Annotated in this window: 17 protein-coding genes; 5 read left to right on the top strand and 12 right to left on the bottom strand. The window is 43.9% G+C overall.

The genetic code is table 11. From position 1 onward, the window contains the following. Positions 1–20 precede the first annotated feature (20 nt). From FDZ78_RS03860 to FDZ78_RS03905, 10 genes are all read right to left on the bottom strand, one after another. Positions 21–1,064 carry a caspase domain-containing protein gene (locus FDZ78_RS03860; protein WP_370291914.1) on the bottom strand — a complete coding sequence of 348 codons (1,044 nt, stop codon included), beginning with the start codon at positions 1,062–1,064 and terminating at the stop codon, positions 21–23. A 2-nt stretch (positions 1,065–1,066) separates the two neighbouring features. Further along, entirely contained in the window at positions 1,067–1,432 is a 366-nt protein-coding gene (locus tag FDZ78_RS14900; RefSeq protein ID WP_124030602.1) for a caspase family protein, read from the bottom strand. A 7-nt stretch (positions 1,433–1,439) separates the two neighbouring features. Next, a complete protein-coding gene (locus FDZ78_RS03870) occupies positions 1,440–2,693 on the bottom strand; it encodes an ATP-binding protein (protein ID WP_124030601.1) in 1,254 nt (417 codons plus the stop codon). A 547-nt stretch (positions 2,694–3,240) separates the two neighbouring features. Beyond that, positions 3,241–3,558 carry a hypothetical protein gene (locus FDZ78_RS03875; protein WP_124030600.1) on the bottom strand — a complete coding sequence of 106 codons (318 nt, stop codon included), beginning with the start codon at positions 3,556–3,558 and terminating at the stop codon, positions 3,241–3,243. Positions 3,559–3,565: 7 nt separating this feature from the next. Continuing rightward, positions 3,566–3,790 (bottom strand): DUF3873 domain-containing protein, encoded by a 225-nt coding sequence (locus FDZ78_RS03880; RefSeq protein ID WP_107033526.1) that lies wholly within the window; start codon positions 3,788–3,790, stop codon positions 3,566–3,568. Positions 3,791–3,801: 11 nt separating this feature from the next. Continuing rightward, entirely contained in the window at positions 3,802–4,059 is a 258-nt protein-coding gene (locus tag FDZ78_RS03885) for a hypothetical protein (RefSeq protein WP_124030599.1), read from the bottom strand. 53 nt (positions 4,060–4,112) lie between these two features. Further along, on the bottom strand, positions 4,113–5,405 hold the full coding sequence (locus FDZ78_RS03890; protein WP_136408032.1) for a PcfJ domain-containing protein: 1,293 nt from the start codon (positions 5,403–5,405) through the stop codon (positions 4,113–4,115). Positions 5,406–5,417: 12 nt separating this feature from the next. Then, positions 5,418–5,855: a PcfK-like family protein gene (locus FDZ78_RS03895; RefSeq protein WP_136408033.1), complete on the bottom strand. Its 438-nt coding sequence runs from the start codon at positions 5,853–5,855 to the stop codon at positions 5,418–5,420. Positions 5,856–5,867: 12 nt separating this feature from the next. Beyond that, a complete protein-coding gene (locus FDZ78_RS03900) occupies positions 5,868–6,095 on the bottom strand; it encodes a hypothetical protein (RefSeq protein WP_068959945.1) in 228 nt (75 codons plus the stop codon). A 12-nt stretch (positions 6,096–6,107) separates the two neighbouring features. Further along, positions 6,108–6,323 (bottom strand): hypothetical protein, encoded by a 216-nt coding sequence (locus FDZ78_RS03905; protein ID WP_136408034.1) that lies wholly within the window; start codon positions 6,321–6,323, stop codon positions 6,108–6,110. Between the two features lie 282 nt (positions 6,324–6,605). On the opposite strand from FDZ78_RS03905, the gene FDZ78_RS14580 reads away from it, so the two are divergent. The 4 genes from FDZ78_RS14580 to FDZ78_RS03920 all read left to right on the top strand — a co-directional run bounded on the left by FDZ78_RS14580 (position 6,606) and on the right by FDZ78_RS03920 (position 9,897). Continuing rightward, positions 6,606–6,743, top strand: coding sequence for a hypothetical protein (locus FDZ78_RS14580; RefSeq protein ID WP_168181922.1), 138 nt, complete (start codon positions 6,606–6,608; stop codon positions 6,741–6,743). 328 nt (positions 6,744–7,071) lie between these two features. After that, positions 7,072–8,226, top strand: a complete 1,155-nt coding sequence (locus FDZ78_RS03910; protein WP_123618502.1) for an ATP/GTP-binding protein — start codon at positions 7,072–7,074, stop codon at positions 8,224–8,226. 2 nt (positions 8,227–8,228) lie between these two features. Beyond that, positions 8,229–8,777, top strand: coding sequence for an RloB family protein (locus FDZ78_RS03915; RefSeq protein ID WP_136408035.1), 549 nt, complete (start codon positions 8,229–8,231; stop codon positions 8,775–8,777). A 703-nt stretch (positions 8,778–9,480) separates the two neighbouring features. Next, positions 9,481–9,897, top strand: coding sequence for an Arm DNA-binding domain-containing protein (locus FDZ78_RS03920; protein ID WP_136408036.1), 417 nt, complete (start codon positions 9,481–9,483; stop codon positions 9,895–9,897). A gap of 13 nt (positions 9,898–9,910) precedes the next feature. Here FDZ78_RS03920 and FDZ78_RS03925 read toward each other — a convergent pair whose 3' ends face one another. Together FDZ78_RS03925 and FDZ78_RS03930 are read right to left on the bottom strand one after the other, a co-directional pair. Next, positions 9,911–10,876: a transposase gene (locus FDZ78_RS03925; RefSeq protein WP_240740261.1), complete on the bottom strand. Its 966-nt coding sequence runs from the start codon at positions 10,874–10,876 to the stop codon at positions 9,911–9,913. Further along, a complete protein-coding gene (locus tag FDZ78_RS03930) occupies positions 10,851–11,222 on the bottom strand; it encodes a transposase family protein (protein ID WP_107037111.1) in 372 nt (123 codons plus the stop codon). The genes FDZ78_RS03925 and FDZ78_RS03930 overlap by 26 nt, the downstream gene beginning before the upstream one ends. Positions 11,223–11,252: 30 nt before the next feature. Between FDZ78_RS03930 and FDZ78_RS03935 the strand changes: the two genes are divergently transcribed. Next, complete coding sequence (locus FDZ78_RS03935) at positions 11,253–12,155, top strand: site-specific integrase (RefSeq protein WP_136408037.1); 903 nt, start codon at positions 11,253–11,255, stop codon at positions 12,153–12,155. Positions 12,156–12,807: the final 652 nt, after the last annotated feature.

Raw genomic sequence — 12,807 nt, forward strand, 5'->3', positions numbered from 1 at the left:
GTAGAAACCTTACCGATAATCTACAAATCCCAATCCGTTTTAATCTTCGAGGCTGTAATCTTGATTTGTGAGTTAATTCTCATTAAATCTATGGGAATTGCAAATAGTGACGAAAGCGTTATTTTTAGATTTTCTTCAGTAAACCAGATATGCGATGCTATATTTGGGGTTACATTATAATCGCCAACTGAAATTTTAGTGATATACTGCTTGTCTTCATTAGATTTATGTAGATCCATTTCGATATTAATGCCAATTGGGGTGTCATCATCAGAAGGGAGATATAATAATCTGTCTGAATAGGAGGAAAGAGCCTCTCTAATAAATTCAAAAGATTTTATGAATCTGTGATCTTTTCGTAGCAAAAGAACTGAATCCAAATCCTCTGCTTTCAAGACATCTCTAAAATCGCCATTTGAATCAAAGTAAATTTCAAATAGGATTCCATTCAATATGTGGTTAACACCATCATTTTCAGAATACCTATGAAGATTATTTCCAAGCGATTCAAAATAGTTGGCAACATTAAATGGATTTGCACTGGCTTGATATAAATTCCTCCCTAAAATAAATTTTTGATTGGCGTCCAAATTAGGTATCATTGCAATAATCTTTGGGAATGCTGCATTTTGTCTATACCAATTAGCAGAAGCCAGTTCTTCGATTAGCAATCCAAATTCATCTAATTGATTATATAAGCGATCTTTAATTACATTTTCTGCATAAGGTAAATTCTTTGCTACGACCATTTGCCCCTTGTTAAAATAGAAATCGCCAATTAGTGAAGTATGTTCCCACGGAACTTGAGTGCCTTTTGAGAGCAACGCAACTGTCTGTCTAACCTTCTTAAAAAGAGTTTCCACCGACAGTCGTTCACTGCCAATATATTTCAATAAAGCACCTGTATATAGGCTATGACCATCTATGCCATCATCTTTTGCTTTCATTTTTGGCGATGTGGCGAATGCAATTAAGGTGCCTTTGGGTGCATTTATAGGAGCAAAAGAGTTTCCTACAACACCTCTCTCATTAATTTCCTGACGACAAGCATCTAAGATTACTATATTTACATTTCTGTATTTTCATTCAATATCTTCATTATCTCGTTAAGACCAATGCTTTGATGGGATAGAGAATATTCATCTGCAAACTGTAATTGGCAATCTATTGCTGGCAGATAATTAATACCTCTGCACTCCATCCCATGACCTGCATAATATAAAATGAAATGTTTGTAATTTTTGATTTTTTCTTTAATTACACGAAGGACTTCTACGATATGAGCAATATCAACATCATAATACTCCACAACATCATATCCAAGATTAACGAATACATTTTTGATTGCTTGTGCATCAAAAATGGCATTATTCAGGTTGAACGGCTCAAAATATGAATTATTCCCGATTATCAGGGCAAAGGTATCAGACATATATGTTTTAGAGTTCTAAAGAATTTTCTTTTAACAAGAAATCGTATATTCCCATAGTGGTAATACCGGCTTCATTGCGGCGGATTATAATGTTGCTACCAACAACTATTATTTTCTTAAACGAGTCATCGACATTTCGTAGCGATGCTTCTTCCTGTCTTATTTTATCTTCATCAAGCATTTGATATGCCGACTGGATATAATATTTTCGGCTGCCTTTGTTACATACAAAGTCTATTTCAAGCCGTACACGTTCCTGTTTTCCTTCAGCGTTGCGCCTTACAATCGGCACGACACCGACATCAACATTAAATCCTCTTATACGCAGTTCATTGTAAATTACGTTCTCCATCATGTGTGATGGTTCAAGTTGGCGGAAATTCAGTCGGGCATTTCTAAGACCGAGATCTGTAAAATAGTATTTGTAGGGCGTATCCAAATATTTTTTGCCCTTGACATCATATCGTGAGGCTTTTTCTGCGAGAAATGCCTCGCAAATGTATTCAAGATAAGAGCAAACTGTGTTCCTGCTTATTTTCTCCCTCTTTACTGTTTCAAATGTGTTGGAAAGTTTGGTCGGATTGGTGAGGCTACCAATTGATGAGGATATGAAATCAAGCAGATTTTCCATATCTTCATTATTCTTAATCTGATACCTCTCCTTTATATCACGCAGGTATGTTTCAGTATAAAGGTTTTTAAGATAATCGCTTTTCAGTCCTTCATCATTAAAATCCAGTATCTGCGGCATTCCTCCGTAAGTCATATAAGCGTCCAATGCGTCTTCCTGTTGTCCTCCATAGGCAGAGAAAAATTCCCGAAAACTCAAAGGATATACTTTTATCTCAATGCTTCGACCTCTGAAAGTCGTTATGACATCTTTGGAAAGGAATTTGGCGTTACTTCCCGTTGCATACACATCAACATTGGACATTTTAAGATAGCTGTTCAACACATCCTCAAATTCGCTTACAAGTTGCACCTCGTCAATCATGATATAGTGCATCCCATCATCGTTTATTTTTGAATCTATGTATTCAAGCAATACATCCGGATTCCGAAGTTCTTTATTGCGACGGTTTTCTAAATCTATCTTTATGATATGGTCATCCGAAATGCCCTGTTCTTTCAGCCATGAAGAAAACAGTTGAAAAAGAAGATATGACTTGCCGCAGCGCCGGATGCCTGTAACGGTCTTAATCAGACCGTTGTGTCGGCAATCTATGAGTTTTTGGAGATAATGAGGCCGTTGAATAATCATGCGCATTGATTTTTTATGTCACTTGTGACACTAATTGTCAATGCAAAGTTAACTGTTATTTTTATCGTGTGCAATCTTTACCAAGAGATTATGCTCAAATAAAGTTTATCTTGACCTATGGAAACAAATAAATCGCCCACATAATCAGCAATTAGCCAATTGTATGGGCAATCTGAAATGTTATCCATAAAGATTTGGATCAATCCCCTTTTTTATGGATATGGGGCTTGAGAGAGGGTGTGTTTCCCGGAGTGGATTTATTATCCCTCTGACGACGATCTGGTTTGCCAGTAGATTTGGCAATTCTTTTGGGTCCCGGTTTGATTCCCATAACTAAAAAAACAATTTTTCGGTTTTGTGACACTATTGTCAGTTATAAATCAGGCAAATAGTATGCCAAAGCAACATATTTTGCTGATATGACAGTTTGTCATATAGAAATGCACCAACGCCGCCTTTTGGCGGCCGAAATTTTTGGCAAAATCAAGGCTGGCGACTTCATCACGAGGTCGCCAGCCTTCTCTATTACGACTTGGCAAATGTTCGGTTAAAATCGGGTGTATAATCCCGTCACGTCGGTAAAGATGCCCTCCAACATATCGCAATAGACACCATCTATCGTCTTGATGTCCTTTGTCGTCACCTCAAACGTCTTGTGGTTGATGCTCTGACGATAAAATCTGACATTGTAGAGGTCTGCGCCACTATCGTATATGATTTCAAGGCGGTTAGCCGATGTCTTGTTTCGGCTAAGGCTCATTCTCAGTCCGTTGCCGAGGTTGATGAAATCGTGGCTTCCCGTCATTGCCACAAACCTGCGCCCTCCGATTTGTTGGAGTATTATTTTTGCTACTTGGTTGTCCATAACGCTATTATTTAGAGTTGTTGATTTTCTTGTTCAGCCATTCATCACGGCGTTGGCGACATTCTTTCAAAGTCTTTGCCACGGTGCTGAATAGAGTGCCGTCGGTGGCACGATAGTCATATTGATAGAAAAGGATACGTTTCCCTCGGTGTGCCGACATAAAACGCTCGTATTGCTCGGTATCGGGTGTAATGGTGGTTGATACGCCATTCACAGTTAATCTTGTTGCCATATCAATGTATTTTAGAATTTCACAATCAGTATTCGGTAGTTGAAAACCTTTTCGGGGTCGGTGATTTTCTTTTGAGCCAGCCAAAAGTGGTGTCTGCCAAATCCATATACGAAGTATTGGTCAAGTGCCGATTTCTCCGCATAGTCGGCTACCAACCGCCTTAGAGTTTCCTCGTTGTAGGCTATAAGAATATGGTTCACAAAACCGACAAGCACCTCGGCTATCTTATCGTCATAGACTACTGTCGTATGTTCAAATGTCACGTTCATAATTAGGGTGATTTTGTGACCTGCGCCATTGCTGACGCAGGTCGTGTTAAACATTAGGCGGTCATTCTCGCCTTGATTAGCTGGGCGTTGGAGTTCACCAAATTCACAATTCGGTCGTGATATTCGGTGTTTTGGTTGCACGCTCCACGGCATTGAATAACTGAAAGGGTTTCAAGCGACACCTCCACGGTTTCAATCCGCTTGCCGTTAATCCTTGCCGACAATATGAGGGAGTCTTTTTTGCCGTAGTACATTGCTGTACCTACACAGATATGCTGGACATCTCCTTCCTCTATAAATTCCTCCACGCTCTCCAACACTTTCACTTCAATCTCGCCATCGGAGATTACAAGTCCGAAGAATTTGGATTTGAGTTTGAGAAAACTATCTCTCCTTTCCTGCTCTGCGAGTGCTTCCTTCTCCTTGCGTCTTATGTCGGCTTCCCTGCGTCTGCGTTCCTCTATCGCCATGACCTTTTTGTGGTATATGTTGTGTGCCTGACGAAGATTGTCGGGGCAGATGTAGTGGGGATTGTGAGTGTCTTTCTTGCAGGTCTGCAACATCTTGATGTAGTCGCACCATAATCCTAAGTCGGTTATCTCGTAATGGTGGCGTTTGGCTATCTTGTATGAAGCCCAGCACATACGGCAGTCATAGGGGCGGTTGAGAAAGTATTTGAATACTTGCTCGGTATCGTTTTTCATCAGCGTTTCAAGTTGGGGCTGCGAGAGAAAACGGCTTATACATCTCGCCGGTGACATATTGAAGAACTTGTTGCCCATAACATCTATATGCAGAGATGGGATTATCTTCATTTTGGGATACATCGGAAAATCCATCGCTATATCTGCGAACACATCATCCTTGCTCCGTATCTCCATAGGCGAGCCGTATGCGAAACAATCCACATAGTAACTCATACTGCGTCTAAGTCCGATTACGGCGCATTGTCCGTTGGGGGCTACCCAATACTGACCGATTTCCACGATGCTGTATTCGGCTTTCTTTCCCTTGCGCATTTCTGCGAATATGGCGAACATCCGCAAAGTCTGGTATTTCCCGTTCATACCAAGCACGTTGAAATACATCTTACCGCTCGCCTTCTGCTTTCGGGTGGTTTCAAGAGTGAGTTCCCTGCCACATCGGGGGCATACGCATTTGCCCGATGTTTCATCGCTGTGCCAAGTGTGTCCGCAGTCCATGCAGGTGGTATTGCCACTCTGAACACGGAAGGCAAAGTGTTCAAAACATTCGCCTATCGCCCATTGAGCCTGCGCCTTTGTGACGGGGCGGAGTTTACGGCTTTCTTTGAGTATGTCTTTATGGAATTTTGTTGTCGGTTTCATAGTCGTAATATGTTAGAGGTCAAATAGACTGGGTTGTTCAACTTGGTTTTTCTTCTCGGCGGTCTTTCTCGGCTGGATAGGCTTTCGCATTTTCTTCATCTCCTCGTCACGGAGTTTTTTGATGGCGTCCTGCCGTGCCTGTTCCTTTTCCTCCTCGGTTAGTTCAACCGTATGGTTGACTACCACTTGGCAGTTTATAGGCTTGCCAACCTCAATTTCTTCCTCGTCATAGTAGTGGACTGCCATTCCGAATATTTCATCGTCCTCGAACCCGTTGCAACCGCTTTTCTGCACGGAGTTTAGTATGTAGGTCACGCAGTCCTCAACTGATTTCGAGGGATTTGCAAACTTGACTGCGAACAGTGCGTCATTCTCGGCTCGTTCTTCAAGATACGCCTTGATAGTTTTGTTAAAGGCTCGTGTGCCTTTGTTTTCTCTTGTGGTTGCCATAGTCGTATGTGTTTAGAGTGTTGCGAGTATCATTTTTTCAATCTCCTTGCGGTTCAGTTCCGTATGGAAAAGCCAGCTTATGAACAGCTTGCGACCCGCAGGTTTGAGTTCATAGTACAGCTTGCGGAATGTTGATATGTTGCCGTTGATATAGGTTTCCACCATATACTCGGCGATGTTGTCAACTTCGTAATATTTGGCTTGCTGTTCCCAAGTCTTTGAATTTCTTTTCGTTGCCATAGTCGTAAATATTTAGAGTGTCATTACCAAGTAGATAATCCCTATTGCGGTGAGGATTGAGATTATCCACCCCACACCTCGGAATATCGGTCTGAGTATCGCCCAAAGAATAATCCCGACAACCGCCCCGACTGCTATCCCCACCACCTTAGCCGTCTTTTTTAATGCGGTATGAGCTGGAGAAGGTGTGAAGCTCGTATTTTTAATATGTCTGTCGTTCAGTGTCATAAGGCGATATTTTTTTTAATGCGTATAATCGCTGTTTGAAGTTTGTTCGCTCGTTGACCCTGCGGCACGACGGGAGCAAAGGGGTGTTCGGCACTTGCACAAAAAAATACTACCGACCACCGGGAGCTGTGGAGATTTTTTTGCGCGAATGCCAAAGAATACCCCGTACCGTCGTGTTAATCAACTTCGAGCGAATAAACTTTGAATGGAGATTATACTCTGCATAAAAAATAGAGGCGGCAAAGCCCCGCAGGGTGACACTGGACGACAGACATAAGAAAAATGGAAACCGTTGAGATAAAAGCAATGGCCCCGGAAAGAGCAAGTATGTGTATGCCGCCGTACATGGAGCATGGCGTAATTATCGGCGTCATACGCTTTCTTGCTCCCGTGGGCTGGAACAAACGGATAGTGGCGTGACGGCTCAGATTCATTATAAGGAGAAGGCGTATGGCACACTGATTTGCCGATTGGAGTCTTGTGAGGGAAGCGACGTCACCGGCGCATCCTCACAAGGCGTTGAGGCAAACCGGTGTGTAGCCTTCTCCCATAGTTGGGGTGCGGTCGGATGGTGTCAGTGACCCACCGGATCACCGTCACCATCCGACGGCAACACCGACGCCAACACTGTGAGCCGCCACGCCTCTATCCGTTTCCGTAGTGCTATCCTAAAAATCTCGTGCCAAACAACCTAAAATCCAAATTAAAGTGTTATATTTGCAAAATAATTCCAAATATGACATTTGAAATGATATTGGAAATAACTCTCACCAACTTTTTCTCGATAAACGAGAAGATAACTCTGGATTTACAGGCTGCCAACATCCAGACAAAGGAGGCCCGCGCCCTTGCCGACAACACATTTGCAGTCGGGAATGAAAGACTGCTGAAAACGGTTGCCATATATGGTGCAAACGCCTCCGGCAAGAGCAACATAATCAAGGCCGTTAAAGCAGCGGTTGATATGATACTCGACTCCCATAACTATAATGAGGGTGACAGTTTTGGTTTCAAGCCGTTCAAGTTCGGAGAAAATAACGCTCCCAGTGAGTTTTATATACGCTTCATCATTGACGGCATAGAACATGAGTATTCATTCAGTTGCACCCGTGATGAAATAATAACCGAAAGCCTGTATTATTACCCGAAGGGCAGACGTGCGCTGATTTTTTCGCGTGACGAGCGTATATCCGGCGGCAAGAAAGAAAAATATGAGTTTACCAATGTTATCCGTCGCCCGATGGATGTAGCGTCCAACACCTCGCGCAAGACTCTGTTTATATCACGCGCAAGCCAGATGGACAGGGAAAAGGCGAAGGAGATATATAGGTGGTTCAATGAGCAACTGGTGTTCAGTTATCGTGGCAAGACTTCTGTTGCCATTGACCGTTTTCTTGGTGACAACAAAGACGCAGTTCTTCGGGTGCTTAAAGCCGCCGACAGTGATATCGTTGAGTTTACCTATAAAGACGGTGAACTGACTACATTCCACCGCCGTAATCCGGCGTTGCCCTTTGACTTCAACACCGAAGAATCGGAGGGTACGAAAATCCTGTTCAAAATCATGCTGACGGTCATGGATGTGGTACGCAACAACAAGGTGATGTTCCTTGACGAAGTTGAAACAAGTCTGCACACCCGCTTGGTGGAGTATCTTATCAGCCTGTTCCATTCAAGCAAATCCGCGCAGCTGGTATTCACAACCCACAACACACACCTGCTTGACATGACGCGCTTCCGCAAGGATCAGATTTTCTTTGTCAACAAGCGCGACGACGGTTCATCTGATTTGTATTCATTGTTTGACTACAAGGATTTCCGGGAGAAAATGGATTTGGAGAAAGCCTACCTTCAGGGGCGTTTCGATGCCGTGCCGTATATCAACGAATTTGAGAACATCTGACTATGGCACGAAAAGCAAAGCAGCCAAGAGGTAAGAAGATGAACCCGACGTTCTTCGTGTTCTGCGAGGGTAAGACGGAGGCGGCATACGTTGACCTGCTGCGTCGCAGTTTCCGTGTGCCGGTGGAAATTATAGCGAGGGTCAGCGATTCCAATATTTCACAGCCTTATATTGACAGATGCAAGCGTGACAGATTTACAACATCGGAGGATAAGACATTTTTGATGTTTGACCTTGATGTGCCGGGTATGCTGGAGCGTTTGCGAAAGATAAAAGAAGCAGTGTTACTGCTCTCCAATCCCAGTATCGAGTATTGGTTTCTGTTACATTATAAGGACACCAACAAGGAGTTGTCATCCGCCGAATGTCTTGCAATGTTGAAAGGAATAGATGCAGATTATCAGAAAGGCATATTCTCCACGGCAATGAAAAAGGTCTTGATAGACGCGATTGGAGATGCCGCCAAACGAGCAAAATCCAAAGAGGCATACACTAATCCGTCATCAACAATCCACCTGCTGACCGATGAGATAACCGCAGTCAAAAGATAGTCGCAGGAAGCATTTTCGGCTGAAAACAGCACGGCAAATCAACCGTGAGTCGGCAAAAGCCATTCTCTTATGGAATACTTGGATTTGGCATTTTGAACCGTAAGCCGGAAAATTCCTGTATTCGTGAGTCCAAAGGATTTTTAACGCTTTGGCTCTTTGATGATTGGGAATAAAATATTAACTTTGCATTACCGTATCATCATAACGGTGAAGAACATTGAAGTAGCGGAGTGAGCCAATAGTGAGTCGGCTCTATACTCTTGCTCGCAACTCTTTGATAACCAGTGCTAACAGATGAAATAACTCCGAAATCTCCGGGGTCACAAGACAAAGCATCAAAATGCAGAAAACCTCTGAAATCCAGACGATTTCAGAGGTTTTTCGTTATCCCCAACCGGCGTTTCTACGCAGAATATTGAAGTGGCGGGGTGTCCCAAAAGGGTACATTGCCGGCAGGAGCGGAGATTGTACCCTCGCAAGGGTTCTGAACGCTATCGTTCAGATATTTACGCCATCGTCAAGATTCTACAATCACGGCGTTGTGGCATCTTCGGAGGGTACATTTTTTCATCGGACACCCGAATGGACCCTCGAATGGACCCTCGGATACTCGTACTGATGTGTTTTTCAAATCGTTGCCTTGAAGTTTGCAAAACTGAGAAAATTTTTGTAACTTTAATGTAACACTAAACCACATCAAAGTATGAAGAATCAGCAATTCTTTAATGCGACCTTTATCGCACGAAAGGCGCGGGTGCTACGCAACGGCGAGGTGCCGATTATCCTGCGTATCACAATCGCGGGTCAACGTGCGGAGCTGAACATCAACCGGACTGTCAATCCCGATATGTGGGTTGCGGCAAAGGGTATGTCCAAAGGCAAAAGCCGAGCCGACATCGAACTTAACCGATATCTTGAAACCGTCAGGGCAAAGCTCCTTGCAATCCACACCCAAATGGTGGCGGAAGGTGCACTAATCAATCCGGACACTATGAAAAAACGCTTTCTCGGTGTTGACGAAAAAGTTAAAATCCGGATGTTTCTTGAAACTTTCTGCGAAAACAATGAGAAATATGGCTCAAGCCGAAAGCACGGTGCATATGTTAAATTGGGCAATTAGAAGTGTTAAATTTTTAGGCGTAGAGTTTGACTAATCGGAAGATGAAGAAGTCGCGGTCCCGGACACCACGCATTTGTGAGCGAAATATTTTGACTTTAGAGTTGAATGCCTCGGCAGAGGCATTGGTCGCACGACGACGGAAATAGTTCAGGATTGTTGGGGCGTGGTTCTTGAATGTTTTGATTACCGAGCGGAAGTTGTTGTTACCCAATGCCATTACCTTTTCATACCACTTGTTCATCCTCCCCATGGCTTTTGTCGGTGAGATTTTAGCGTTGAAAATCTTGCGCAGCTCCATCGCAAGGCTGTATGCAGCCTTCAATATTGGATAGTATTTGAACAGTATGTTGACACGATGGCGCTGTATGTCAGTCCATTTGTTCTGCGACATCATCAGAGTGTGTTTGCTGCGAGCCAGTATCTGGCGCATGGTCTCTCCGTTGGAGTACGTTACCGGCGGTTCGGACTTGTTGCGGTTGTTTTCCTCTGCGATGAGCTGTCGGCGAATGTCAATGCGGATTTCGTCAACGGCCTCATTATAGACCTGTTGGACATGAAAACGGTCGTTGACTACATGGGCGTTATAGAACACTTCTGCGGCTATGAGCATCATTGATGGCGAGAGATCGCAGGTCACTTCCTTGACCCTGCGTCTGATTGATTTCTCCATAGCTCCGATGAGTATGGATATAATTTCGTCACTCTTTGTTCCGGGAATGGCTGCCGCAAGTGTTCCCTTGCCTCCGTGGCCGTCCTTGTTGGTCAGGAACGTCCATACCTCCCCGTTGCTCAGACACGTCTCATCAAGACTCATGTAAGGGCCGATATTATCGGCGTTGAAATAGAACCCACAGCCAAGCTCCTGTTCGCACCAGTCGGCGTAACCGCTTATCTTATTGCGGTACAAGTCGGCAAAATGTTTGCCGTTGACGCAGTACATCTGCGCTATCTGTTTAATCGACAGGGCTGTCGTCTCCACCTTCGTCTTTTAAAAAAGCCACGAACTCGGCGCTGAGTCGTGTTCCTTCCTCGTTGGGAAGTTCGAGATTGTAGCTGAAGATTTCGTTGGTCTGCCTGTCCCACCACTTGTTCTTGCGCATGTGAAGAAATACAGGCCGTCCACGCATCGGATAGTCCTGTATTGTTACATAATCCGTATAGCCTCGCGCTACGATATTTGGATTACGATAGTCTTCATCAGACAGTTTCTTCTTTTCGTCAAGCCATATGTCATAGGACTGTTCCGTGCGCTCGAAGCGCACCATTTCAAATAGTTCGTCCATGCCCTCGGGCAGGCACATCCATATTGCATCTGCGGTTTTCATGCCACAAATTTAACACTTTTCTCAAAATTCATGCACCGTGCTTTCGGCTTGACCCAGAAATATCGTAAGCGGCTGGAACTTGGCGACATCTCAGAGGGTACTGTTCTTCGCTGGGAGCGTTGTGTAACCTATCTAAAAGAATACCTCAAATCGCACAAGAAGGCCGAGGACATCCCCTTGCGTGATGTGACGCTCCCTCTGATTGACGATTTCGAGCTTTGGCTACGCACAGAGAAGAGGTGCGGGCACAACTGCGCGATTCGCTACATCAGCACCATAAGGAGCGTTATACGCGATGCAGTCAACTATAAATGGCTTGACGTCGATCCGTTCTACGGCAAGACCTATTCAAAAAAGAAGACCAATCGCGAGCATCTTAGCGAAGCGGAACTCAATGCAATCATGTCGCTCGACCTCAAAGTGCTCCCACGACTGGAGGCGGTGCGTGATGTATTTGTGTTCTGCTGCTTCACCGGACTGGCTTTTTCGGATGTGTCAACCCTCACTGCCGACAAGATTGTGACCGATGCCGACGGCGAACTTTGGATACGGAAGCACCGAGAGAAGACAGACGAACTCAGTTCGATACCACTGTTGGAAATCCCTCGCCAGATTATCGAAAAATATTCCGACCACAAGAAAATAATCGGTACAGACAGACTGCTGCCCGTATTATCAAATCAACGATGCAACGGCTACCTGAAGGAAATCGCCGACCTTGCGGGTATCACCAAAAAGCTGACAACGCACGTCGCGCGCCACACTTTCGCCTGCCTTTCGCTCGACAACCATGTGTCGATAGAAACCATCTCGAAGATGCTCGGCCACTCGAATATAAAAACCACGCAGACCTACGCGAAAATGCAGGACAAGACCATTTCGGAGGATCTGGTTAAAATGCGCCGCAAATTTGATGGTGTAGTTATGGCATGACCGGATTATCGTACATTTAATTGTTAAAAATTCAGTTTCTCAAATCGGACATACTTGGACATAGCCGGACATATTCGGACAAGATGCTGAAATGCGGAATTATGAATCACCTGACGATTTGAAAAACTGGATTATTATTTGTATATTTAAGTAAGGATTGACAATCTTGCCTGCCTTCAAGGAGTTCAAACCACTGTTGATATCCCGGAACAACCATTGAACTGCAAGTATGATTTTCAGTCAGTCTCGAGAACACGAATATTATTGAAAGGCACATCTATTCATAGACAGATTTGTATCCTTCCTTACAGTTCAACTTATAGATATGGAAATGGAACTGCTTAATGAACGATAATGATATTGTCTTAAAGATTGATTTACCTACAATATTCTATATTGTTTGATTGACAAATCTATTTATCTATAGTTCAAGGCTTCATGACCTCATAACCTCAGGGCTATAGAGCCATAGCTAACTACTTGGCTTCCACTATTAAAACAGAGATTAAAAATGAGCGACACATTTAGTTATCCAATCAGATTTGTTCCAGCCTTCCGGGCAAAGGAGGAGGAACGCTATCTCTGGCAACAATCGTGTGCCGAAACAGATGCCTACCATAGTATCTGAAGTATCTGACTTTGATTGGTTAGA

Source organism: Duncaniella sp. B8, from assembly GCF_005304985.1.
Lineage (GTDB): Bacteria > Bacteroidota > Bacteroidia > Bacteroidales > Muribaculaceae > Duncaniella > Duncaniella muris.